Origin of the sequence: Microcystis sp. Msp_OC_L_20101000_S702, assembly GCF_007095705.1 — a bacterium.
Lineage (GTDB): Bacteria > Cyanobacteriota > Cyanobacteriia > Cyanobacteriales > Microcystaceae > Microcystis > Microcystis ichthyoblabe_A.
The window spans coordinates 1-21,399 of the sequence record NZ_SFBO01000075.1 but is presented as its reverse complement, the minus strand read 5'-3'; the positions used below and the strand labels follow the sequence as shown (position 1 = coordinate 21,399).

Below are 21,399 nucleotides of genomic sequence, written 5' to 3'. Positions count from 1 at the left end.
CTTGTCCATTAAGAAATGTTACAAATTACATGGGTACATTAAGAAAAGTTAAGGGGCGTATCCATTGATGGATAAGGGTTTTCGGCTATTATAGTATATATGTATGGGGGAAGTTCAGTAATACTATTGACTGATAACTTACCCACTGATAACTGATAACTGATAACTGATAACTGATGCAAGGCTGACGGCTAATATTGATATCGATCGCGATTTAGGACTAGGGTGGCATTTTTAGCGACAAAATCAATAATTTTTTTGGCCACATCCACACCAGTGGCCGCTTCTATTCCCTCCAAACCGGGAGAGGAATTGACCTCGATAACCACAGGCCCGTGATTAGACCGTAATAAGTCCACACCGGCAACCCGTAAACCCATAGCTTTAGTGGCCCGTATAGCCGTACTGCGTTCCTCTGGGGTTAATTTTATCTTTTCTGCTTTGCCACCGCGGTGAAGATTAGAACGAAAATCGCCCTCGGCCCCCTGTCGCTTCATCGAGGCTACCACTTTTCCATCGATGACAAAACAGCGCAGATCTGCCCCACTGGCCTCTTTAATATACTCTTGTACTAGAATATTAGCCTCTAATTGCCGAAAAGCTTCAATAACTGACTTGGCTGCTTGATCGGTTTCCGCTAAGACTACCCCAATACCTTGGGTTCCTTCTAATAATTTAATCACTAGAGGGGTGCCGCCGACGGTTTCGATTAAACCATCGATATCTTGAGTTGCGTGAGCAATTCCCGTCACCGGTAAACCTATCCCTTCCCTAGCCAGGATTTGCAGACAACGCAATTTATCCCGCGACCGAGAAATTGCTTGCGAGTCGTTGGCAGTAAAAACATTCATCACCTCGAATTGTCGGACGACTGCGGTTCCATAGAAGGTTTTTGAGGCGGCAATACGGGGAATAATTGCATCGAAACTCTCTAAGGGTTTACCGTTATAGACAACCGTGGGTTTATGGGAGGTGATGTTCATGTAACAGCGCAAATAATTGATCACTCGTACCTCATGGCCTTGGGCTTCTCCCGCCTCTTTCAGTCGCTTGGTCGAATAAAGAGAAGTATCTTGCGATAAAATAGCGATTTTCATAAATTTTCGCTTAAATATTGCTTTTAAAACTGAATAGCCCCTTATTCCCCCATATTGGCTTGTTTGGCCGGCAACTCATAAAATTTCTGCTCTCGATCGAAGTCCATCGATTATTATGGCGCTGACAGTTCCCTTTGAACAGTTAGATTAAATGAAAAGTAAAAAAGAGCAAGCTTAAAACTAGATTTGTTTTTGTCGTCAGGCTCAGTTTAAGTAGCTGGTTATAATTAAATTAAAAATGGATTTGAGGTTCGATCCCCCCTGCCCCTTGATAAGGGGGTGCCGATAGGCGGGGGGATCTGAAAACTTTTAACACCTACCTACTTAAGTTATAGTTTTAAGTATTTAATTGACTAACAAAGACTAGAGAAGGAGCAAAGGGAAAAAATGTCAATTAATCAATACAATTTTGTTACGGTTTTGCTACTAGGCATGAGCGATCGGTTAGAATGATAAGGTGATCAACGATAATAATTATGACTTTACTAGCGAAATCTTTAGAGGAACTGACTGACTGAGTAAAAGACCAGGGACAACCTGCTTATCGGGGGAAACAATTACACCAATGGCTATACGAAAAAGGGGTACATTCTTTGGCGGATATTTCCGTATTCCCCCAAGAATGGCGCAGCAAGCTGGCGGATTATCCTATCGGTCGTTCCCTTATACATTATCGTAGTGTAGCACCCGATCGCACTCGTAAATATCTGCTAAAACTGGCCGATGGTTTAATCTATCGAAGCGGTGGGAATTCCCAGTGAAACTAATCAATAGAACTCTTGCCAGATAAGGGTCTAGTCGATTTATGCCAACCCATCGAACCATACCAAGTAACAAAGAACCCCATTTATGAATCAAACCCAAACCTCAAATCTTTCCATCTCTATAGCTGAAACACTTCATGTGGGAAGACCTAATATCGGCAGCTATCAGCGTTTTTTGAGTCTGGTTGAAGACATTTTTGAAAGGCGATGGTTTTCTAACAATGGTAAACTCGTCAATGAACTAGAATTCCTTCTGAGTGAATACTTGGAGGTCAAGCATTGTATTTTGGTTTGTAATGGGACAATGGGACTGCAATTAGCTACTAAAGCCCTTGAATTAACAGGAGAAGTAATTGTTCCTGCTTTTACCTTTATCGCAACTGTTCATGCCTTACAATGGATGGGACTTAAACCAATTTTTGTGGATGTTGATCCTCTAACTCATACCCTTGATCCAGATAAAATTATCTCGCTGATTAATGAAAATACTTCGGGTATTATTGGGGTTCATCTTTGGGGTAATCCTTGTGCTACGGAAAAAATTGAATCAATTGCCAAAATTTACGATCTTAAAGTCATATATGATGCAGCACACGCATTTTCATGCCGTCATCAAACCAAAATGATTGGTAACTTTGGAGATTGTGAGGTATTTAGCTTTCATGCAACTAAGTTCTTTCAAACGTTTGAAGGAGGTGCAATTACCACTAATAATGATCAATTAGCTCAAAAAATTCGGTTGATGAAAAATTTTGGCTTTCAGGGGCTAGATAATGTCATTGAATTGGGTATTAACGGAAAAATGACTGAAATTCAAGCAGCAATGGGATTAGCTTGTTTTGAAAGTTTAGAGGAAATAGTAAAGATTAATCGTCGTAACTATGAATACTACAGGCAACATCTTGAGGAAATAACTGGAATTCGGTTTTTTAATTATGACAAAATTGCACAAACTAACTTTCAATATATTATTGCTGTAGTTGATGCAAAAACAGCGGGGTTAACCCGTGATGAATTAGTGCAAATACTACAGGATTGCAATATTCGTGCGCGTCGTTACTTCTATCCAGGATGTCATCGCTCCGCTCCCTATAGAACCCTTTATCCAGAACAAATTACGAACCTTCCTAACACAGACTTTCTCTGTGAGAGAGTAATGGTTTTACCGACTGGACAATCCGTATCAGTAAGGGATATTGATGTCATTTGTCAAATCATCAAACAGTCTTTACAAAATTAACTTACTATGAAAGATATTGCAGTTATTATTCCTTTGTATAACGGTGAAAAGTGGATTCTCTCCACTCTTGAGTCTGTTGTGAGACAAACTTGCGTTCCCTCGGAAATTATAGTGGTTGATAATAATTCCACTGATTCCTCTGTTGAAATTGTGAAATCTTTCCCCAATATTCAATTAGTGCATAATCCTATTGCTGGTCCTAATTTTACTCGCCAATGTGGATTTAAAGCGAGTCATGCTTCATTTATTGCTTATTTAGATCAAGATGATATTTGGCATCCAGAGCATTTAAACTTTCTTACTCATCTACTTGAACAAAATCATGATTATCCTGCGGTAGTAGCTTCTTCTTTCTCCTTTAGTTCTAGTAAATATCTTCGTTTTCCGCAACCAAGTCTTAAAACATTTACTTACAATCCTTGGCACATTTTCCCTACGAGTCAGATTTCAACTCCGTCCAGTTTAATGATTCGTCGAACGGCATTAGAATCAATAGGAGGCTGGCCGACTCAATTCGATTTTTGCGGTGATATTTATACTTGGCTAAGATTGAGTATTCACCATCCTTTTCTCAAAGTGAAAGGTATTACAGTGGGTTATCGACGACACAATAGTTCTCAAAGTTCGATGGCTCTTTATCAAAATACACAGAATTGTTTTCACTCTTTTTTCTCTGCTTTAAAAGATGCTTATACCTACTACTATGCTATCGGCAATCAAGATACTTTATCCTTAGAAAGACGTTTATTAGCCCTTTCAGAAATGGTCAATATTTTGGAAAATGTTATTATATTTGAAGCTTTAAAATTAAAGCAATCTATTCTTATTTTTGAAGAATACCTATGTGAAGAAACGGAAGGATTTATCGGGTCAATGTGTGGACTGCTCCTCTGGTTTTTATATAGCCATTTTGTTAATCAACCTAATCTATTGAGTTACTTACTTGAATCTTGGCCTCAAGATGCACCGAAAACTCGTCGAGCATTTCGCTCAAGAATTGCATCGAGTCGTCTGCTAGTTAATGGTTTGTTGTCTCAACCTTTAAATAGACAATTTTGGCAACTTTTTCTACAATTCTCAGACAAAATATTTAACAAACTTCCCTTGTACCGTCAGTAGTGTATTAATCGCAAATTATCTATGAGTATTAGTCACAAAATCTATAATAAGGGTATGTCTTATCTGAAAATTTTTCCCTATCGTTTTTTACGTTGGCTAGATCAGATTAACAAATCTTTGCTATCACAAAATGTTCCTCCTCAATCAATTCTCAATCAATTGAAGCAGCTCGGTTGTGATTCAACTGCTCACATGAATCGAGATTTACTGACTCACTTTCAAGGAACCTATCAACTCCTCAAAAAATGGGGCAATCAAGAAGCGGTTTGTTTAGCTGGTTTATGTCATGCACTTTACGGAACACAAACCTTTCCCGTTGCTTTAGTTTCTTTTTCAAAAAGACAAGAAATAGCGGCTTTAATTGGGGAAGAAGCAGAAAAACTAGCTTATTATTATTCGATAATTACTCGACAACATTTCACAGAAAACCTCAAAAAAAATACCAATAATTTAGCTATTAAATCTCGTTTAGATGGATCCATTATTCCAATTCAGGAGTCAGAATTTATACAATTATTAGAAATTTTTCTGGCAGACCATTTAGAACAGATATTCTCTATAAACTACCGTTATCGCTATCAATATCAATCTTTTTTTCTAGAAGCAAAGCCTTATCTGAGCCAGCTAGGATTTAAAGAGTTTCTCTTAGCTTACAATTGCAAATAAGCATAAGTTTTGTTTAAGTGGGGCATCTTTTGTCCCAGATACTCTATATTAAGAAACTGACAAAGACGTTCCATGCTATCTGCTTCAGATATATTCAAAATTAGCAAATCCGTTGCTCGATACTTAAAATAACTGATGATACTTTCATTGTGCATCTCATAGTGTTTCTTATAAATTTCAGGATCATATAAGGTAGATTCATCAATTCCGTAAATCAGTTGGTGCGATCACCAAAACCATCCTTTATACACATAGGAAAAATTTTTCAAATCTTCGGGGGTAGGTAAGCGATTTTTTCCGAGTATATTGGTATGAAACCTGATCAGGTTTCATACCATTCTTCAGAATTATTTCTCACCGTCAGAATAAACTTAGACTTCGGAAATGCTTCATCTAAAGCTTGATAAGTATCAGGTAAACTAGGCTCTACCGAATCTGTCATGCAAAACTATTAACAACTCATGCTTGTAAAGCTTGTACAGCAAGGCTTTGAGTTTTTGTTAGATTGATATTTATCAACTTTAGAGCATTGCTGGACAGAGAGGGAGCTTGGGGAATTTTCTACAGTGTAAGTTCGGAAGAACCGTAAACTAAAAGGTATATCTTGAAAAGCGTCAGCAGATTTGCAATAACGAATAATGCGGCAAAAATCTCTTTTACCCCAATCTTCCAGTAATCGCTCTGCTCTTGACTGTTTTCCTAGTTTAAACCCCAAAGAAACTACGGCTCTTGCCATGGACGTTGTTCCTGTTTTATTACGACCAATACAGAAGACCTTATAGTATTGATGAGTTATATTGGGAAAGTTTAATAAGAAGGACATAGAGATTATTCTGGAGATGAGTTAATTACTGTTTAATTTTAGCAGGAATACCAGAGACAACAGTTTGAGAGGAAACATTTTTCAAGACCACTGCACCAGCTTCTACCACTACATCAGAGCCAATCTGAACATCTTCTATAATCGTTGCACCCATATCAATAATCGTGCCTTCTTTGACTGTGATATGACCGGCTAGTTTAGCACCTGCTCGAATGATTACATAGTCTTCTAGCACCGTATCATGACCCAAAATGACTCCTAGGCCCACAAAACATCCTTTTCCAATGATGACACTAGAAGCTATAATAACCCCTGCTGAAATCACTGACCCCAATCCAATTTTTGCCGTAGGAGAAATGAGCGCATGAGGATGAATTAAGCAGGTAAATTGAATGCCAAAATTGTTTTGAATGGGTTGACAAAATTCCCTGGCTTTTTTTCCGATTAACCCACAAAAATAAGTTTCATTAGCTTGAGGAGAAAAAGCATCCCAAGATTCAACTAACACAGACGAATAGACTGAACTGAGTTGAACCCTAGAAGGCTGCTGACAAACTATTTTTTTTAAGTGATGACCTTGAACTGAAATAATATCCAGTAGCTCATTCGTATGGTCATCCCACTCTAAAATAATACAGTTTTTCATGACGATAAATCTTTATAAAGACTAACAAACGCTGATAATCTTCCTGAAACTGTCTCTAGATCTAGAACTTTATGAGGGTCAATATCTTCTACTCCATGTAAGGTAGAACCATCATAGATAACGATATCTCCTGGAGAAATATAATCATCAAGAATAATCCGTTTTCCTTGTTCTTCAATAAAGCCACCTCCCTGTTCAAAGTCCTCTCCTTTTTGGCTCAAAATTGCGAATACTTGATAATAATTAAGATTAGCTGACTCAGAAACTGTTGATTGTGTTCTATCTCGATGGGTTTGAATAAAGCCACCCCCGACAGGATATTGATGAATTCTGGCCGCAGTCCAAAGACCATCTTCAATGGTATCACTGGCAAAATTAATGGGTTTTCCGATGAGTTTATTCCTGACTATGACTAATGCCCTAAAAACATCGTGCATTTCGTAAATATCTTCTTGCCATAGGGGATTAAAAAAGACTCGCAAAAGTCTTCCATAAGAACCTAAATGGTGTTTTCCTCTTGCACAACCAACTGCCAATTTTTGAAAGTTGGTCTGAACATCTTGAGGGGATTCTCCAACAGTAGGATGGTCTTTTGCTCTAGAAAATTTTTGACTTAAAGCAAGTTTTGACTGCTTGACTTTGGTGGGTTCAAGAAGTCCTCGAATACAAACAAATTTACTAGAAGATAAAGATGAGAGAAGGGAGTCTAGGGGAAGATTGTCAAAATTATGACAGAGAAATAAATTATCATTAAACTGTTTTGAGTGAGTTAAGAGTGCTGTCATTGTTCAATCGTTGGATAGAAATTAGTTTTTTTGATTATGGCTGGAATGCCAGCAACTAGCGTATTCATGGGAACATCTTGAATAACCACAGCACCAGCAGCAACAATCGAATAATCATTTACTACTATACCATCTAAGATAACCGAACCAATACCTAAAATCACACCAGTTTTAATCCATGTACCATGCCCGACAATGGTTCCAGGGGCTAAGGAAGCAAAACGCTCAATTTTAGTGCCAAAACCAATCTTAACTCCCTTATTAATAAAAGTATGCTCTTTGATCTGAACGCCAGAAGAAATGATGGCTCCCGCCTGTATAATCGCACCTGATAAAATGTGAACATCGGCTGCAATGCTCGCCCTGGGATGAATTAGAGGAGTAAAATTAAAATTAAAGACTTTGGTTAAATATTGCACCAGTTTTAACATCTTAAACCCTGTAAATCCAATAATATATTCTTCATCTTCCTGTGGTCTAAAATCTGCTAACGATTGAACTGAGACAGGATAAAATTGATTAACAGCATGAGGATTATAGTGGGCATCTTGAAATCTTTCTAAACGTTGTCTAAGAGAAGGAAGATAGTTTGGGCGAGATTCAGGGATATTTTGCACAATTTTAGTTAAAACACCGCCGTTAAAGTGAATAATTTCAACTAAATCACCCAAAATATGACTATGGCCTATCATCACATACTTGTCACTATCCATATCTATTGATCATTCATTTTGAGCATTTGAAGTTAGTTTAAAAAGTTCTTCGGTTTGTGTTATGCAATGTACGGGGGTTATAAGGGATGGAACCCTTATAGAGAAAGATGTTTGGCGATTTTTGTCAATTGTTTTTGATCTAGAGCGAACTAATCAATTAAATCTCTTGCCAGATAAGGATTTAAAGGATTTAGTCGATTTACGCCATCCTATCGAACCATAACAAGTAACGAAGAGCCGTTTAAAAGTTTAAAAGGGAGCATCTCATTTATGCAAGTGAGTAATTATATTTATCCCTACAACTGGTTTCTAGCAAGGCTTTCAAAATAGCTTGACATAAAAACCCGATTTAGGGGTTACAAAGGTGAGATGCTCCCAGTTTAAAATATGGAAGTCTATTTTTCAACTTAGGAATTCTGCATCAAGGAAAACCACCTATTGGATTATTAAACCTGAACTTCCCCCATACATTCAAACTATCAAACCTCGAAACCTTTGTGAAATGGGAAGTTTGGCCTTTAGGTCTTCTCGGTGTAGCCAGGGAAACTGTCATATTTCTTTATTGTCTAAATCCCCTGTCGGCGGCACTCGATCAGTTAGAACTGGAGTTTAGAATAAATTTTCCCAAAATCAACCCTAACCAGTTCAGGCTCAATACCTTAAAAATCTTACACCAAAAGGAATACAGACTTCTTGAGCGAGTATTTCTGTGACCGCATGGCGACTTTTCGCACTTGTTTGCAGAACATCATGAGTTGACCAAACCTCCCCAAAAGTCTTTCAAGATTCCCCAATCAGTACAGAAGCCTTGCGAAAACTTTCCAGGGAAATAGCTATAACCTAGTTTTTGCAAGGGTTGCAAGGGATTCGATCAAACCCACCCCTTGAGATCGACCTAGTAGTGGCATGACAGAATTAGTCTAAACTCCAGTTAGAATGATAAGGTGATCAACGATAATAATTATGACTTTACTGGCGAAATCTTTAGAGGAACTGACCGACTGGGTAAAAGACCAGGGACAACCCGCTTATCGGGGGAAACAATTACACCAATGGCTATACGAAAAAGGGGTGCATTCTTTGGCGGATATTTCCGTATTCCCCCAAGAATGGCGCAGCAAGCTGGCGGATTATCCTATCGGTCGTTCCCTTATACATTATCGCAGTGTAGCACCCGATCGCACTCGTAAATATCTGCTAAAACTGGCGGATGGTTTAATTATCGAAGCGGTGGGAATTCCTAGTGAAAAAAGATTGACAGTCTGTGTTTCTTCGCAAGTGGGTTGCCCGATGGCCTGTGATTTTTGTGCCACGGGAAAAGGGGGTTTTACTCGTAATTTAAAAGCACATGAAATCGTTGACCAAGTGTTAACAGTACAGGAGGATTTTCAGCAGCGAGTCAGTCATGTGGTATTTATGGGGATGGGGGAACCTTTATTAAATATTCCCGAAGTGGTGACAGCGATTCATTCCCTCAATCAAGATGTGGGGATCGGTCAGCGTTGTTTAACGATTTCTACCGTGGGATTACCCCATAAAATCAAGCAACTAGCCGAACATAATTTACAAGTAACTTTTGCTGTTAGTCTTCATGCTTCTAATCAACAAGTTCGAGCTAAATTAATCCCCAGTGCCGACCATTATCCCCTAACTGATTTGATTCAAGACTGTCAGGAATACGTTCAAATCACGGGACGAAGGGTGACATTTGAATACATTCTTTTAGCGGGAGTAAATGATTTACCCGAACACGCAAGGGAATTAGCCAAACTGGTGAAAGGTTTTCAATCCCACGTCAATCTCATCCCCTATAATCCTATTCAGGAGGTGGATTATCAACGGCCTGATGAAAAAAGAATTAAGGCTTTTAAAACTATTTTAGAACAGGAAAAAGTCGCTGTTACTGTCCGTTATTCGAGAGGTTTAGCGGCCAATGCAGCCTGTGGACAATTGCGATCGAGCGTTATGGTACAATAAACAGGCGTAAATCGGCCATTAACTAGGGTTGGCTGAATAAATCTAAAAACCTTGTTGGGTAAGACGTTTAGACTTTTGGAAAATCAAAAAGTGCCAGCCATTGGAGGGATCGGGGGGAAAATTCAGGGACTTTTTCCCTGAAAATTAGGTAATTTACCAGATGAAAATGGGTACAACCCTACACCCTACACCCTGCACCCCACACCCTGGCCCCACGAGAAACTTTTTGCCGCAAACCCTAACTAGATTGCTAGTCTCCCTGCTAGGCTAAACTAGAGAACTATAACATCAATGTCGGAGCCATTTCGATGCAAAGTCTCTCTAGTGCCAAAGAAAATCGCCTTTTTGTCTATGAAGTCGTCGGTTTGAGTCAAAATGACAATACTGATAACCTAGATTATTCTATCCGTAAGAGTGGCAGTGTCTTTTTAACCGTTCCCTATAGCCGCATGAATCAAGAAATGCGTCGGATTACCCGTTTAGGCGCTCGCATCGTCAGCATTAAACCCTTAAACGCTGCTGCGGCCGAGTAGTTCATAAAATAATTATTGCTAATATCTGTCCCCCGCTCTTGTCCTCATCAGGCCAACCAGGGGGATTTTTAGCATAAACGGGAAAAAGTAACATAAATCTTAATAAAAAGTAAAATGCTGCAAATGTGACAGATTTTAACCAGAGACTTAACCTATCCTATCCAAAAGGATAAAAGCGATGTCTGTGGTTTTTTTAAGATAACTCTCAATTAGGCCTAGGTGTAGTGTACCGATGGTAGGCTAAACTATGGAACGATTATCGTGACTTGAGTTGGGAGTTATATTTAATGTACAGTCCGAGTACACTAGCGGGAAACCGTTTATTTGTTTACGAAGTGGCGGGTCTCAATCAAAACGACAATACTGACAGCTTGGATTATTCAATCCGTCAGAGTGGAAGCGTGTTTTTCACGGTTCCCTACAGTCGCATGAATCAAGAAATGCGTCGGATTACCCGTTTAGGTGGTCGTATCGTCAGCATCAAACCCTTCAATGGGATTGCCCCCGTAGCAACTGTTTCTAGTGCCTCCACACCACAGCCAATCGCTCAATCATCGCCCGTCCCCGAACAGACCAAGAAAAAGGCCATGACTCAAGCGAAAGAAAAAACAGATATCCCCGTCAACATCTACCGTCCGAATCAACCCTTTATCGGCAAATGTATCGAGAATTATGCTCTCGTTGATGAGGGGGGTATCGGCATCGTACAACACGTCACCTTTGACCTTTCTGGGGGCGATTTACGCTATTTAGAAGGCCAAAGTATCGGTATTATCCCCCCGGGTACCGATGCTAATGGCAAACCTCATAAATTGAGACTCTATTCGATCGCCTCCACCCGTCATGGTGATAAATTAGACGATAAAACCGTATCTCTCTGCGTGCGTCAGTTGGAATACCAACACCCAGAAACCAAGGAAACCGTTTATGGGGTTTGTTCCACCCATCTCTGTAATATAGAGGTGGGTGCTGATGTGGCCATCACCGGTCCCGTGGGTAAGGAAATGCTGCTACCGGGTGATGAAGATGCCACTATCATTATGATGGCCACCGGGACGGGAATCGCTCCCTTCCGAGCTTTCCTCTGGCGGATGTTCAAGGAACAACACGAAGATTATAAATTCAAAGGTCTAGCTTGGTTGATTTTCGGAGTTCCCAAAACGGCCAATATTCTCTACCAAGAAGAATTAGAGAAAATAGCGGCGGAATTCCCCGATAACTTCCGTCTCACCTATGCCATCAGCCGGGAACAGCAAAATCCCCAGGGCGGCAGAATGTATATTCAACACCGGGTAGCCGAACACGCTGACGAAATCTGGAATCTACTCCAAAGTCCCAAAACCCACGCTTATATGTGCGGACTGAAAGGGATGGAAGATGGTATCGACGATGCTATCAGTGGTGCTGCTGCTAAAAATGGCGCTGATTGGTCTGTCTATCAGAAACAACTGAAAAAAGAACATCGCTGGCACGTAGAAACCTACTAAACCAGAAAGGTTCTCTGAAAATTTTTGGGGGTGGGCATTGCTCACCCTTTTTGTCTTGGCTTCGGTTAAGATCAGTTTCTTAAAAGGCTTTTAATAAAGATGAAATTCTCTCGACGCTTTTTTCCCGTTTTCCTTGCCCTCTGCTTACTGTTTATTTTGCTGCCCCAGGCCTGGAGTTTTACTAATAGCCAAAAACAAATTCTGGCAGATTTAAAAACAGCCGAGATTATTTATCTGGGAGAAAGGCACGATAGTCAAGCCGATCATCAGGCCCAATTAGCTATTATCGAGTATTTACAGGCTAATAATCCCCAAATAGCGATCGCTTTCGAGATGTTTCAACGTCCTTACCAAATCTATTTGGATCAGTATTTAGCCGGCAAAATTAGCGAAAATCAGTTAAGAGAAAAAAGTGAATATGACCAACGTTGGGGATTTGATTGGGAATTTTACGCCCCGATCCTGCGCTTGGCCAAGGCAAAAAAACTACCAGCGATCGCCCTCAATACACCCACGGAAATCACTAGAAAAGTGGCACGAGAGGGATTAGAAAGCCTCTCCACCTCAGAAATGACCTACATTCCCCCTAAAAGCGAAATAAACCAGGATAACGAGGAGTACCGTCAACAGATCTTAGCCGTTTATCAGCAACACACGGGGGGCAAAAGTCAGGGATTCGATCGCTTTTTTCTGGCACAGGTCCTCTGGGATGAAACCATGGCCGATGCAATCGCTAAATTCTGGCAAGCTCATCCCGAATATCAGATCATCGTCCTAGCAGGAAAAGGTCATATTGTCTACGGTTACGGCATTCCCAGTCGAGTCCAAAGAAGATTAGGCGATCGCGTCATCCAGCGTTCGGTTTTCTTGGGAGATGCTCCTCAATCATCACCAGCAGAAACCAAAAAACCCGCCGATTATTTTTGGCAAGGGCAAAATTAAGCCAGTCAGGAGTTAGGAAGCAAGGGATGGTAAGCTAAGATGCCAGTCTTTCAATTTAGTAGATAATAGGTCTGAAAAACTGAGGCTATTTTATGATTAATTTAACCTGTCAAGATAACGAAACGCTCGATCGCATTTTAGCCGTGACTCGTGCCGTCGGTTGGGGTGGTGCTAAAATTCTTCAATCCTACTACCGGGGTGAACAGGATTTAGCCGTCAACGAGAAGAAAAAAGGCGGACCAGTGACGGCGGCGGATTTAGCGGCAAATCACTATATTTTAGGGGAATTACAAACAAATTTCTCGGATATCGACTTTGGTTATCTGAGCGAGGAAACCCATCAAGGCAATGAAGCTATCCCGAAAGATTGGGTATGGATTATCGATCCTTTGGACGGAACCCGCGATTTTATCGACAAAACGGGAGAATATGCCCTACATATCGCCTTATGTTATCAGGGAAGACCGATCATCGCCGTGGTTGCCTTACCGGATCAAGAAAAACTCTATTTTGCCCAAAAAGGAAAAGGTACTTTTCTAGAAACTAGCGACGGAAATATTACACAGGTAAAAGTTGCCAATAAAGATAAAATTACCGATCTCTATCTGGTAGTTAGTCGTACCCATCGCGACCAACGTTTTGATAATCTATTAAGTCAAATACCCTTCTTCGGTAAAAATTATGTGGGCAGTGTGGGCTGTAAAATTGCCACGATCCTCGAACAAAAATCCGATGTTTATATCTCCCTATCGGGGAAATCGGCGGCTAAAGACTGGGATTTTGCCGCTCCGGAGTTGATTTTAACGGAAGCCGGCGGCAAATTCTCCTATTTTGACGGTCAACCCGTGCGCTATAATCGCGGCGATGTGCGGCAATGGGGGGGGATCATGGCTAGTAATGGTCCTTGTCATCAACAACTTTGTCAGTTGTCCACGGCAATCCTCGCCCAAATTGATGCCACTGTCTAATTTCTGCCCCCTAACCGAGAATCAGAGATCGGTAGAATGGAAAAAAACCAGATCGAGCAATGTTACGGTTAAAAACTTGGCAAGGGTTGATTTTAGCAGTTCCGATCGCCGCCGTGGTGATTTTTCTGATCGTGGCCGCCAGTGTCCAGATCAATCAATGGGGTTTGAATTGGATTTGGGCAGTTTTTACCCTGATTTTTGTCGCTTGGCGCTTCCTGTTGGTCAAATGGACGCGCCCAGCAGTCGGGGAAATTGAAGCCGCCATTGGGGAAATTAAGGCAGAATTAACCCCTCCTGAAGGTGATTCCGGGGGCAATGTTGAGGAAATTATCGAGAGGATTATCGTCGAGGCCCGCAATGATCGCCCGGTTTGGGAAGATTGGGCGACTTTTTGGCAACGCTGTCAGGATTTGGTCAGTGCCATCGCTCAGATATATTACCCCGATGTCAAGTACCCCTTATTAAATATTTACATTCCCCAGGCCTACGGTTTAATTCGGGGAACCGTGGATGATAGCGATCGCTGGATGCAGAATCTTTCCCCGGCCCTGAATCAAATCACCATCGGCCAAGCCTATCAGGCCTACGAAGTTTATCAAAAATTGCAACCCTCGGCCCAGAAACTTTGGCAGGTCTGGAATTGGGCGCAATGGGTAATCAATCCCGCTGCGGCTGTGGCTAAAGTGGCCAGTCAAAAGTACAGCGATCGAGCGGATCAGCAATTATTAGTCAATTTAGGGCAAGTTTTGCGGGAAAATGCCCTAAGAAATCTCTCTCGCCAAGCGGTGTTACTCTACAGTGGCGGCAATCTCGCCCCCACTCTCCCCACCAAGACCAAAATCGCCACCACTACTCTCAAGGAAATTCTCGCCCAAGCGGAACCGATCACGGAAATCGATCGCCAACCGGTTAATATTCTGCTGGTTGGACGCACCGGGGCCGGCAAAAGCAGTTTAATTAATACTCTCTTTCGGGCCGATTTAGCCCAAGTGGATCTATTGCCTAGTACCGACGCGATCCAATCCTACCATTGGCAAACCCCAGAAGGGGACGAGTTAATCCTCTGGGATACCCCGGGCTATGAACAGGCAAATCGGGCCGATGATCGGCAAAAAGTTCTAAATTATGCCAAAAACGCCGATTTATTAATTCTTGTCACCCCCGCCCTCGATCCCGCCCTGGCCATGGATGAGGCTTTTCTTAAAGATTTGCAACAAACTATTGACAATTTACCAGTTATAGTCTGTGTTTCTCAAGTCGATCGCCTGCGTCCGGTGCGAGAGTGGCAACCTCCCTATAATTGGCTGACGGGAGAAAGTCCCAAAGAAGTCAATATCCGCGAATGCTTGCAGTATCGGGCGGAATTATTCGAGGATCTCTGCGATCGCATTTTGCCGATGGTCAGTCAACAGCCAGATAGAGAAGCTTGGGGGGATGAGGAGTTATCAATCGCTTTACTGGGGGCAATTTCGCCCGCAAAACAGTTGCGTTTAGCCCGTTTTTTAGCGGATTTAGAAACTCGAACTCTGGCAGCGGCGAAAATAATCGATCGCTATACTTTACAGATGGCCACGGGGCAAGGTTTAACGGCCCTATTAAAAAGTCCTATTCTAGGTTTTATCTCCACTTTAGCCACGGGAAGACCGACCTTAGCCTATCTTTTAGCTGAACAAATTCCTGTGGAACAATTACCAGTAGCGATCGGTAAATTACAGATGGCCTACGAGCTTTCTTCTCTCTTGAATACGGAGAATAAAAGTTTTGATTTATTGGCACTTTGGCCAATACTATTAGAAAATTATAGCACTGCCGACAAGGAAGCTTGGGCCTGGGGTCATGCTCTGGTAGAATATTGGACAAAGAACCTATCGATCGAACAGTTCCGGTCAAGTTATCAGGGGTATTTAGAAACGACAAAAACAGGCCTGTAGGCAGATTAATTAAGCTAAAACTTTCTTCCAATCTAAAAGTATAGGAGAGTGGGGAGGAGAGGTTTCTGGAGTTGAGATTTCTGGCCCTTGTACTAAAATTAGCAATGGGAGAGATTTTTTCGTGTTTTTTTAAAAGTTCTATTCATTTTTTTCATTTTCAGAGTTTTCATCGTTAGTTTTCGACGAACTACCCAAACCACTAAAATAAAAGGCGGTGACTGCTGTAGCTATTGGCCCTAAAAAAGTATAAATTGTCTTAGAAGAATCATTAATTAGGGTTGCCGCTTTATCCACTCTACTTTGTACTTCTTGTTCTTCGATAGCTTTCAAATTTATATTTAAATTAAAAATTCCAAGAGAAGCAAAAGAAATGAGACAAATAGAAAGAATTTGTAAACCAGCAGTGGCTAACAATCCCAACCAAAGCCACTTTGCTAAGGAACCAGCTACTTTAGTATTAAAATTATGTCTTTGGTCTGAGGGTGATATAGCTGTAGCTGGTTTACCAAATTCAGATACTTCATTGTCTAAATGATAAGGCTCCAGATTCTTCTTTAGATTATGACGCACAGAGTTCCTTTCAGTTGGAAGAGTCAAAGAATCACTGATATCTTTTGACTTGTTAACTTCCTCTGTCTCATTTTTTGAATCACTGGTCATAACTAAACAATTAGTAGTGGTCTCTGTTCATTACCTTTTTGCAGTATTAATTGAGTATCTTCCTCCGTCTCAGTTTTAGCATATAAAGCCATGAGTTTTAATCCTTTACGAATGACTTCAGACTCTGTTAAGCCTAGCTCCTTAGCTATTTCTTTAAGATATTCAGAGTCCTTTTGACTAAGATTTACTCGAAATTGTCTGGTGGCCATCTCTTTGTTTGCTTGATTACATCGATGCTGGTCAATAGGCATTTTTGTGGACAATTGATGTACAAACTACGTTTTTATAGATGTTCATAATAGTCTGCCTTTAGAAACCTAGCATCCTAAGTACAGTACCTGATCTTACCCTAATTACACTAGATATGTCAAGCAATTACACCAGATATGTCAAATCAACATAAACGAGTCCTGACGGTACTTAATGGGTGCAATAAGTTAAATACCATCAACTTATCGACTTATTTGCTATTAAAAGGCTATTTTTCGCAAATTTTAACCAAAATAATCTTAGGTTTTATTCATGATTAGGTACAACAGGGGGTATAATAGGGTATTTAGTAGGTGGCATTACATATACATATATGCAAGGCATAGCAATGGGTGTAATGTGGGTATATTGTGGGGCTTAATAGATACCACAGTGCTGAGTTCCTATGGTATGATAGTTCCATCAACTTTTAGATAGATAAAAGTATGGCAGACACAACTAAACAAGTGAGTATGCTAGAATTGGAGTTAGAAGATGATCTAATCAGACAAATTGAAGATGTAGCTGATTCTGGTTGTTTTTCAAAAGATGAATTATTACAAAGTATTTTAGAAGCATGGAGATATCATCAGTCCTGTATACATAGACTTGAAAATATGGTTCAAATAATCAATATTAAGTAATTCGATTTGAGGATAACGTGGAATGATTACTATCAAATGATTACCTGCTTATTGTTTTGAGCTAACAAAAAATTTTATCACTATTTTCTTGAACAACAGTCTATTAAACTTTCATAACAAGTAACCCTGAGACAATTATCAGTTTTAGCAATTATTGAGATGTTAATTTATTGTAAGCAGAAATAATCGCCGCATTTTCCCAATCATCATCAAAAGGAAGCGCATCGGGATCTGACAAAGCATTAGCCTCGATTTCTAGATCACCCATCGATTTAACTCGCTCCCAATCGGTTAAATTATTAATATCTGGGGGATTATTTTCTATATTTATCCTTCCTAAAGCTGGTATTTCCATAGGCGGTGGCCAGTGCAGAACTACAGTGATATACTAAGGATAACTTGATCAATACTTTCTAAGGAAATTTTGCTATCAATTCCCAGAAAGTATCGAGGTTTAGGTTTTGCGTCCGAGAAAATTAATAATCTGGGGACTAATTTCTTTTGACCAATGTTCTTGGGGATAGTGTTTTGCTTCCGCGAGGGAGATTAATTCCACTCCTGATTTAGTAGCTAATTTTTCAACGGTGACAGAAGATAACCAAGGATCGGCCATTCCCCAGACAAAAAGGATAGGTTTTTCAAAGTTCTCTAAACCTGTCTCAATTTCTGCCATAGTTTTCGATAGGTTTAAATTGCGAATCGTGGCCAGTAAAGCGCGACCCACTGCCGAAGTTTTTAGATAAGGTTGACGGAAAATAGCCAGATCTGCATCACTAATCACAAAACCGCTACCAGTTTCTAAAGTACGATCGACTAATAAGGGGTCTTGAGTCGCCATATCTCCGAGGAAAGGTATCCCCCATTGTTTCATTATCCAGGGTAATTTAACATCACTGGAGAGGGGAGTATTTAAAACGATCAAGCGCTCAATTTTATCGGGATTTTCTAGGGCGTATTGTAACCCGACGGAGGCTAAAAAACCCTGGACAATGAGGGAGATTTTCGGCAATTGGAGAGCTTGAATAAAATCGGCCAAGGCTTGACAAAAAGCGCTAGGTGTGTAGGCGAAATCTCTGGCATCGGGTTTAGCGGATAAACCGGAACCGATCCAATCGGGGGCAATGGCATTAATGTTATATTCTTCTAAACTGGTCAATAATTCTCGCCAAATATAGCCATGGGCGGGTAAACCATGGAGTAGGATCACGGGGGTTGTGTCCGGTTGTTGATCGGGGTTAACCTGTCGATAGAACCACTTGAGAGAGCCGACTTCGAGAAAACTTTCTAAAATAGCCATGGTTAATGGGGGATTAATAATCATTAACCATTGTCTAACGTCTAGGAACCGATCGCACCGGCAAATTTTCCACCCCAGCAGTTATAGGGAGCTTGCGTCGAGACTTTGTGCTTCTCCGGGGGTTAAGGGTAAATGAAGACCGCATTCTTGTTTTAAACCCTTGAAACGGGTGTCTCGTTCGTTGCTATCATCGGCGGTTAAAGGCCGACTGGAGTGCCAATCGCCGACGGAGACATAACCTAGATCAAAATAGGGATGGTAGGGGAGATCGTATTTAGTCAGATAGTCGTAGATGGTTTTGGCATTCCAGTCAAGGATCGGTAATATTTTGTAACGTTCGCCCTGTTGATTGACCCATTGGAGAGTTTTGCGGTGGTCGGTTTGGTCGCGACGTAAACCTGCTAACCAAGCGGTGGCCTTTAATTCCTTCAGGGCCCGTTGCATCGGCTCCACCTTGCGGATTTTGTCGTAGAGATTGAGGGAGTCGAGATCGTTATTTGACCACAGTTTACCGTGGATTGCTTCCATGCGGGCGGGACTGAGGGGAGATTGATAAACTTTCAGGTTTAAATGGAGGCGTTGGCTTAAATCTTCGGCAAATTGATAGGTTTTTGGGGGAAGATAGCCGGTATCGATCCAAATGACGGGAATATCGGGGATAATTGCGGTGACGAGGTGCAACATCACCGCCGCTTGAATGCCGAAACTGGTACTCATCACCAAACCTTCCCCAAAGGTGGCCGCAGCCCAAGCGACGATTTCTGCGGCGTTAGCGGAGTCAAAACGTTGATTAATTCTGGCGAGGTCGAGGGATAGAGGGGAGGAAAAAGACCGGTCGGCAGTGGCGATGAAGGCGGTTTCTAGGGCCTGTGGATGAGAATTAAGCAAGTGTAAATCTGGCATTCTGGCTAAGATTTAAGGTGTACAGTAGCGGCGGATACTGATAGAGTCCAATCTATCCCTGTAATTGGATTATAGCATTGGGCCATCGGCCCGTTCTAGCTATTCCTTTTCCTTTTCAGAGCCGGGTTATTCGATCGAGGAGAATGGAACTATCAGGCCTCAATTGTATTTTAGTCGCTGATTTCAGGATAATTAGACCCTCAGCCCCGCTACTGCTAGAAAAGTTACTATTTAGTAATTTTTTACTTTAAGTTAAGAAACTTATCTAAGGCTAGAACCATATTTGGCGGCCAACGGCGCACGCTTTTTACCCAATCGAGGTCTTGATAGCGGGTATCCATGCCAACGGCGGCTACCCAATTGCTTTCTGCTTCTCCCTGTTGTCCTTGTGTCCATAAAACGGCGCTTAAGGCGGCTCTGACATCGGGGAACATGGGGTATTTGCGGGCAATATTCCGCATTTTTTGGACTGCTTCGGGATATCTGCCCAATTCGTACAGGGCCAGGGCCAGATTAGCTTGCGCCCAGGCAAAATTCGGGGCTAGTTGAGTAGCTTGGCGATAGTCTTTGACGGCGGCTTCCCAGTCCCCTAAACCTCCCTCAGCGTTGCCGCGATTGTTATAGGCAAAGGCATCATTGGGATCTAGTTCTAAAACTTTATTATAATCGGCGATCGCTTCTTGATATTTGCCTTCTCCCTCTAAAGCGGTGCCGCGATTGAGGTAGGGATCGGGGGCATCGGGGGCAATGGCGATCGCTTGGTTGAAATCAGCGATCGCATCCTCTAATTTATTGAGACTAACTCTGGCATTGCCGCGATTACTCCAGACAGCGGGATTAGTGGGGAATTTGGCGACTAATTGGGTCCAATAGTTTTCGGCCTGGGCGTAATCGCCTTTTTCTGTGGCTTCTAGGGCTTTTTCGGCGATAACTTCCCCTTCTCTAATCTGTTCTTCGCTAATAGTCGGGCTATCGGCATAAGCCGCTATGGGTAGGGCAAAAAAGAGCAATAGACTCAATACACAAGCGGTGATCCAACGCATAATTACTTCATAATTTGTTACTTAATCTTTTCTCAATCTACCCTACTTAGGTGAACTCTGCCCTAGATAGTCTTGATAGCCTAGTCGTTGAAGATTGCTTTGTTTTTCGAGGACGGAATCGGTGAGGGATTGACGATAGGCGATAACTTGCTCTAAAAGATCAGCATTACCGGTGGCGAGAATTTGAACCGCTAAAAGTCCAGCATTTTTGGCATTACCGATCGCCACCGTGGCCACGGGAATGCCTGCGGGCATCTGTACAATTGAATAGAGAGAGTCTAACCCTTGTAAAGTGCGCGTGACTACGGGAACTCCAATCACGGGTAAGGGGGTTAAAGATGCTACCATCCCGGGTAAATGGGCAGCACCACCCGCTCCAGCGATAATCACTTTTATTCCCCTTAAATGAGCGTTTTTGCCGTATTCAAACATTTTTTCGGGGGTACGATGGGCCGAGACGATGGCGACTTCGTGGCTAATCTGAAAAACCTCTAAAACTGCGATCGCTTCTTTCATGGTGGGTAAGTCGGAATCACTGCCCATAATTACACCCACTAGGGGCGCTGCTGTCACCATAGTTACTAGAAAATAATTTTGCTTTTTAATCTTATAGCAGGGTTTGTTATTTTGTCTTCAAACCCTACTGATCAGATTTCCCCTAAATTGCATCGGGATCGATGCCTAATTCTCGCAGTTTTTGGGCTAATTTTTCCTTAGCTTGTCGTTCCCTTTCTTTTTCTAAAAAAACCTGTTCTTTTTCTAAAAAAGCCTGTTCTTTTTCTAAAAAAGCCTGTTCTTTTTCTAAAAGAGCCTGTTCTTTTGCCTGTCGTTGCTCTAATTCCGCTTCTTGAGGAGTGGGGACTAATTGACCATCGGCGGTAAAATAACGCAGTTTCCGGTCAAATATGCCTA

24 protein-coding genes and 2 pseudogenes are annotated in these 21,399 nt (G+C 41.5%); 11 read left to right on the top strand and 15 right to left on the bottom strand.

Features of this window, described 5'->3' with window-relative positions:
* Nucleotides 1-191: 191 nt before the first annotated feature.
* On the bottom strand, nt 192-1,097 hold the full coding sequence (gene rimK / locus EWV60_RS08205) for a 30S ribosomal protein S6--L-glutamate ligase (protein WP_002734374.1): 906 nt from the start codon (nt 1,095-1,097) through the stop codon (nt 192-194).
* A 476-nt stretch (nt 1,098-1,573) separates the two neighbouring features.
* Between rimK and EWV60_RS08200 the strand changes: the two are divergent.
* The 4 genes and pseudogenes from EWV60_RS08200 to EWV60_RS08185 all read left to right on the top strand — a co-directional run.
* Nucleotides 1,574-1,856 (top strand): annotated as a pseudogene (locus EWV60_RS08200) (dual-specificity RNA methyltransferase RlmN); the annotation flags it as partial.
* A 90-nt stretch (nt 1,857-1,946) separates the two neighbouring features.
* On the top strand, nt 1,947-3,101 hold the full coding sequence (locus tag EWV60_RS08195; RefSeq protein WP_287231829.1) for a DegT/DnrJ/EryC1/StrS family aminotransferase: 1,155 nt from the start codon (nt 1,947-1,949) through the stop codon (nt 3,099-3,101).
* 6 nt (nt 3,102-3,107) lie between these two features.
* On the top strand, nt 3,108-4,220 hold the full coding sequence (locus EWV60_RS08190; RefSeq protein ID WP_287231826.1) for a glycosyltransferase family 2 protein: 1,113 nt from the start codon (nt 3,108-3,110) through the stop codon (nt 4,218-4,220).
* A 21-nt stretch (nt 4,221-4,241) separates the two neighbouring features.
* Nucleotides 4,242-4,886 carry a DUF6817 domain-containing protein gene (locus tag EWV60_RS08185; protein WP_287231825.1) on the top strand — a complete coding sequence of 215 codons (645 nt, stop codon included), beginning with the start codon at nt 4,242-4,244 and terminating at the stop codon, nt 4,884-4,886.
* Here the strand turns inward: EWV60_RS08185 and EWV60_RS23170 are convergent.
* From EWV60_RS23170 to EWV60_RS08165, 6 genes are all read right to left on the bottom strand, one after another.
* The gene (locus EWV60_RS23170) at nt 4,871-5,092 is read right to left on the bottom strand and encodes a sulfotransferase (RefSeq protein WP_353734384.1); all 222 of its coding nucleotides are present in this window, start codon (nt 5,090-5,092) and stop codon (nt 4,871-4,873) included. The two genes, EWV60_RS08185 and EWV60_RS23170, sit on opposite strands and share 16 nt — an antisense overlap.
* Nucleotides 5,093-5,208: 116 nt before the next feature.
* Complete coding sequence (locus tag EWV60_RS23165; RefSeq protein WP_353734383.1) at nt 5,209-5,328, bottom strand: sulfotransferase; 120 nt, start codon at nt 5,326-5,328, stop codon at nt 5,209-5,211.
* A gap of 9 nt (nt 5,329-5,337) precedes the next feature.
* Nucleotides 5,338-5,709: a hypothetical protein gene (locus tag EWV60_RS08180; protein ID WP_287231823.1), complete on the bottom strand. Its 372-nt coding sequence runs from the start codon at nt 5,707-5,709 to the stop codon at nt 5,338-5,340.
* Nucleotides 5,710-5,734: 25 nt separating this feature from the next.
* The gene (locus EWV60_RS08175; protein ID WP_287231821.1) at nt 5,735-6,355 is read right to left on the bottom strand and encodes an LbetaH domain-containing protein; all 621 of its coding nucleotides are present in this window, start codon (nt 6,353-6,355) and stop codon (nt 5,735-5,737) included.
* Nucleotides 6,352-7,140, bottom strand: coding sequence for a hypothetical protein (locus EWV60_RS08170; RefSeq protein ID WP_287231820.1), 789 nt, complete (start codon nt 7,138-7,140; stop codon nt 6,352-6,354). The genes EWV60_RS08175 and EWV60_RS08170 overlap by 4 nt, the downstream gene beginning before the upstream one ends.
* A complete protein-coding gene (locus EWV60_RS08165; protein ID WP_287231818.1) occupies nt 7,137-7,853 on the bottom strand; it encodes an LbetaH domain-containing protein in 717 nt (238 codons plus the stop codon). The genes EWV60_RS08170 and EWV60_RS08165 overlap by 4 nt, the downstream gene beginning before the upstream one ends.
* Nucleotides 7,854-8,816: 963 nt before the next feature.
* Here EWV60_RS08165 and rlmN point away from each other — a divergent pair.
* The 6 genes from rlmN to EWV60_RS08135 all read left to right on the top strand — a co-directional run bounded on the left by rlmN (nt 8,817) and on the right by EWV60_RS08135 (nt 15,691).
* Nucleotides 8,817-9,830, top strand: coding sequence for a dual-specificity RNA methyltransferase RlmN (gene rlmN / locus EWV60_RS08160; protein ID WP_287231816.1), 1,014 nt, complete (start codon nt 8,817-8,819; stop codon nt 9,828-9,830).
* A gap of 308 nt (nt 9,831-10,138) precedes the next feature.
* Complete coding sequence (gene cpcD, locus EWV60_RS08155; RefSeq protein ID WP_002732223.1) at nt 10,139-10,363, top strand: rod-capping linker protein CpcD; 225 nt, start codon at nt 10,139-10,141, stop codon at nt 10,361-10,363.
* Nucleotides 10,364-10,650: 287 nt separating this feature from the next.
* A complete protein-coding gene (cpcD/petH, locus tag EWV60_RS08150) occupies nt 10,651-11,850 on the top strand; it encodes a bifunctional rod-capping linker CpcD/ferredoxin--NADP reductase PetH (protein ID WP_002791386.1) in 1,200 nt (399 codons plus the stop codon).
* 99 nt (nt 11,851-11,949) lie between these two features.
* Nucleotides 11,950-12,792, top strand: coding sequence for a ChaN family lipoprotein (locus EWV60_RS08145; protein ID WP_287231814.1), 843 nt, complete (start codon nt 11,950-11,952; stop codon nt 12,790-12,792).
* Between the two features lie 92 nt (nt 12,793-12,884).
* Nucleotides 12,885-13,760 (top strand): 3'(2'),5'-bisphosphate nucleotidase CysQ family protein, encoded by an 876-nt coding sequence (locus tag EWV60_RS08140; protein ID WP_287231812.1) that lies wholly within the window; start codon nt 12,885-12,887, stop codon nt 13,758-13,760.
* A 59-nt stretch (nt 13,761-13,819) separates the two neighbouring features.
* On the top strand, nt 13,820-15,691 hold the full coding sequence (locus EWV60_RS08135) for a GTPase family protein (RefSeq protein WP_287231810.1): 1,872 nt from the start codon (nt 13,820-13,822) through the stop codon (nt 15,689-15,691).
* A gap of 138 nt (nt 15,692-15,829) precedes the next feature.
* Here the strand turns inward: EWV60_RS08135 and EWV60_RS08130 are convergent, their stop codons facing one another.
* Nucleotides 15,830-16,351, bottom strand: a complete 522-nt coding sequence (locus tag EWV60_RS08130; RefSeq protein ID WP_287231808.1) for a hypothetical protein — start codon at nt 16,349-16,351, stop codon at nt 15,830-15,832.
* A gap of 2 nt (nt 16,352-16,353) precedes the next feature.
* Nucleotides 16,354-16,560: a hypothetical protein gene (locus tag EWV60_RS08125; protein WP_012264701.1), complete on the bottom strand. Its 207-nt coding sequence runs from the start codon at nt 16,558-16,560 to the stop codon at nt 16,354-16,356.
* Nucleotides 16,561-17,046: 486 nt separating this feature from the next.
* Between EWV60_RS08125 and EWV60_RS08120 the strand changes: the two genes are divergently transcribed.
* Nucleotides 17,047-17,244: a hypothetical protein gene (locus EWV60_RS08120; protein ID WP_287231806.1), complete on the top strand. Its 198-nt coding sequence runs from the start codon at nt 17,047-17,049 to the stop codon at nt 17,242-17,244.
* Between the two features lie 151 nt (nt 17,245-17,395).
* Here the strand turns inward: EWV60_RS08120 and EWV60_RS08115 are convergent, their stop codons facing one another.
* The 6 genes and pseudogenes from EWV60_RS08115 to EWV60_RS08090 form a co-directional block, all read right to left on the bottom strand.
* Nucleotides 17,396-17,599: a hypothetical protein gene (locus EWV60_RS08115; RefSeq protein ID WP_287231804.1), complete on the bottom strand. Its 204-nt coding sequence runs from the start codon at nt 17,597-17,599 to the stop codon at nt 17,396-17,398.
* 99 nt (nt 17,600-17,698) lie between these two features.
* The gene (locus EWV60_RS08110; RefSeq protein ID WP_287231802.1) at nt 17,699-18,565 is read right to left on the bottom strand and encodes an alpha/beta fold hydrolase; all 867 of its coding nucleotides are present in this window, start codon (nt 18,563-18,565) and stop codon (nt 17,699-17,701) included.
* Between the two features lie 57 nt (nt 18,566-18,622).
* A complete protein-coding gene (cysH, locus tag EWV60_RS08105) occupies nt 18,623-19,444 on the bottom strand; it encodes a phosphoadenosine phosphosulfate reductase (RefSeq protein WP_287231801.1) in 822 nt (273 codons plus the stop codon).
* Nucleotides 19,445-19,686: 242 nt separating this feature from the next.
* The gene (locus tag EWV60_RS08100) at nt 19,687-20,487 is read right to left on the bottom strand and encodes a tetratricopeptide repeat protein (RefSeq protein WP_002776201.1); all 801 of its coding nucleotides are present in this window, start codon (nt 20,485-20,487) and stop codon (nt 19,687-19,689) included.
* Nucleotides 20,488-20,529: 42 nt separating this feature from the next.
* Complete coding sequence (gene purE / locus EWV60_RS08095; protein ID WP_002802634.1) at nt 20,530-21,063, bottom strand: 5-(carboxyamino)imidazole ribonucleotide mutase; 534 nt, start codon at nt 21,061-21,063, stop codon at nt 20,530-20,532.
* An 82-nt stretch (nt 21,064-21,145) separates the two neighbouring features.
* Nucleotides 21,146-21,399 (bottom strand): annotated as a pseudogene (locus EWV60_RS08090) (Uma2 family endonuclease); the annotation flags it as partial.

What these genes read in the sequence shown, in the direction of transcription:
- cpcD (WP_002732223.1), top strand. Translation starts at nt 10,139, where the DNA reads ATGCAAAGTCTCTCTAGTGCCAAAGAAAATCGCCTTTTTGTCTATGAA.
- EWV60_RS08165 (WP_287231818.1), bottom strand. Translation starts at nt 7,853, where the DNA reads ATGGATAGTGACAAGTATGTGATGATAGGCCATAGTCATATTTTGGGT.
- purE (WP_002802634.1), bottom strand. Translation starts at nt 21,063, where the DNA reads ATGGTGACAGCAGCGCCCCTAGTGGGTGTAATTATGGGCAGTGATTCC.
- EWV60_RS08115 (WP_287231804.1), bottom strand. Translation starts at nt 17,599, where the DNA reads ATGGAAATACCAGCTTTAGGAAGGATAAATATAGAAAATAATCCCCCA.
- EWV60_RS23165 (WP_353734383.1), bottom strand. Translation starts at nt 5,328, where the DNA reads ATGACAGATTCGGTAGAGCCTAGTTTACCTGATACTTATCAAGCTTTA.
- EWV60_RS08195 (WP_287231829.1), top strand. Translation starts at nt 1,947, where the DNA reads ATGAATCAAACCCAAACCTCAAATCTTTCCATCTCTATAGCTGAAACA.
- EWV60_RS08140 (WP_287231812.1), top strand. Translation starts at nt 12,885, where the DNA reads ATGATTAATTTAACCTGTCAAGATAACGAAACGCTCGATCGCATTTTA.
- EWV60_RS08120 (WP_287231806.1), top strand. Translation starts at nt 17,047, where the DNA reads ATGGCAGACACAACTAAACAAGTGAGTATGCTAGAATTGGAGTTAGAA.
- EWV60_RS08125 (WP_012264701.1), bottom strand. Translation starts at nt 16,560, where the DNA reads ATGGCCACCAGACAATTTCGAGTAAATCTTAGTCAAAAGGACTCTGAA.
- EWV60_RS08180 (WP_287231823.1), bottom strand. Translation starts at nt 5,709, where the DNA reads ATGTCCTTCTTATTAAACTTTCCCAATATAACTCATCAATACTATAAG.
- EWV60_RS08170 (WP_287231820.1), bottom strand. Translation starts at nt 7,140, where the DNA reads ATGACAGCACTCTTAACTCACTCAAAACAGTTTAATGATAATTTATTT.
- EWV60_RS08145 (WP_287231814.1), top strand. Translation starts at nt 11,950, where the DNA reads ATGAAATTCTCTCGACGCTTTTTTCCCGTTTTCCTTGCCCTCTGCTTA.
- EWV60_RS08175 (WP_287231821.1), bottom strand. Translation starts at nt 6,355, where the DNA reads ATGAAAAACTGTATTATTTTAGAGTGGGATGACCATACGAATGAGCTA.
- cpcD/petH (WP_002791386.1), top strand. Translation starts at nt 10,651, where the DNA reads ATGTACAGTCCGAGTACACTAGCGGGAAACCGTTTATTTGTTTACGAA.
- cysH (WP_287231801.1), bottom strand. Translation starts at nt 19,444, where the DNA reads ATGCCAGATTTACACTTGCTTAATTCTCATCCACAGGCCCTAGAAACC.
- EWV60_RS08190 (WP_287231826.1), top strand. Translation starts at nt 3,108, where the DNA reads ATGAAAGATATTGCAGTTATTATTCCTTTGTATAACGGTGAAAAGTGG.
- EWV60_RS08100 (WP_002776201.1), bottom strand. Translation starts at nt 20,487, where the DNA reads ATGCGTTGGATCACCGCTTGTGTATTGAGTCTATTGCTCTTTTTTGCC.
- EWV60_RS08130 (WP_287231808.1), bottom strand. Translation starts at nt 16,351, where the DNA reads ATGACCAGTGATTCAAAAAATGAGACAGAGGAAGTTAACAAGTCAAAA.
- rlmN (WP_287231816.1), top strand. Translation starts at nt 8,817, where the DNA reads ATGACTTTACTGGCGAAATCTTTAGAGGAACTGACCGACTGGGTAAAA.
- EWV60_RS08185 (WP_287231825.1), top strand. Translation starts at nt 4,242, where the DNA reads ATGAGTATTAGTCACAAAATCTATAATAAGGGTATGTCTTATCTGAAA.
- EWV60_RS08135 (WP_287231810.1), top strand. Translation starts at nt 13,820, where the DNA reads ATGTTACGGTTAAAAACTTGGCAAGGGTTGATTTTAGCAGTTCCGATC.
- rimK (WP_002734374.1), bottom strand. Translation starts at nt 1,097, where the DNA reads ATGAAAATCGCTATTTTATCGCAAGATACTTCTCTTTATTCGACCAAG.
- EWV60_RS08110 (WP_287231802.1), bottom strand. Translation starts at nt 18,565, where the DNA reads ATGATTATTAATCCCCCATTAACCATGGCTATTTTAGAAAGTTTTCTC.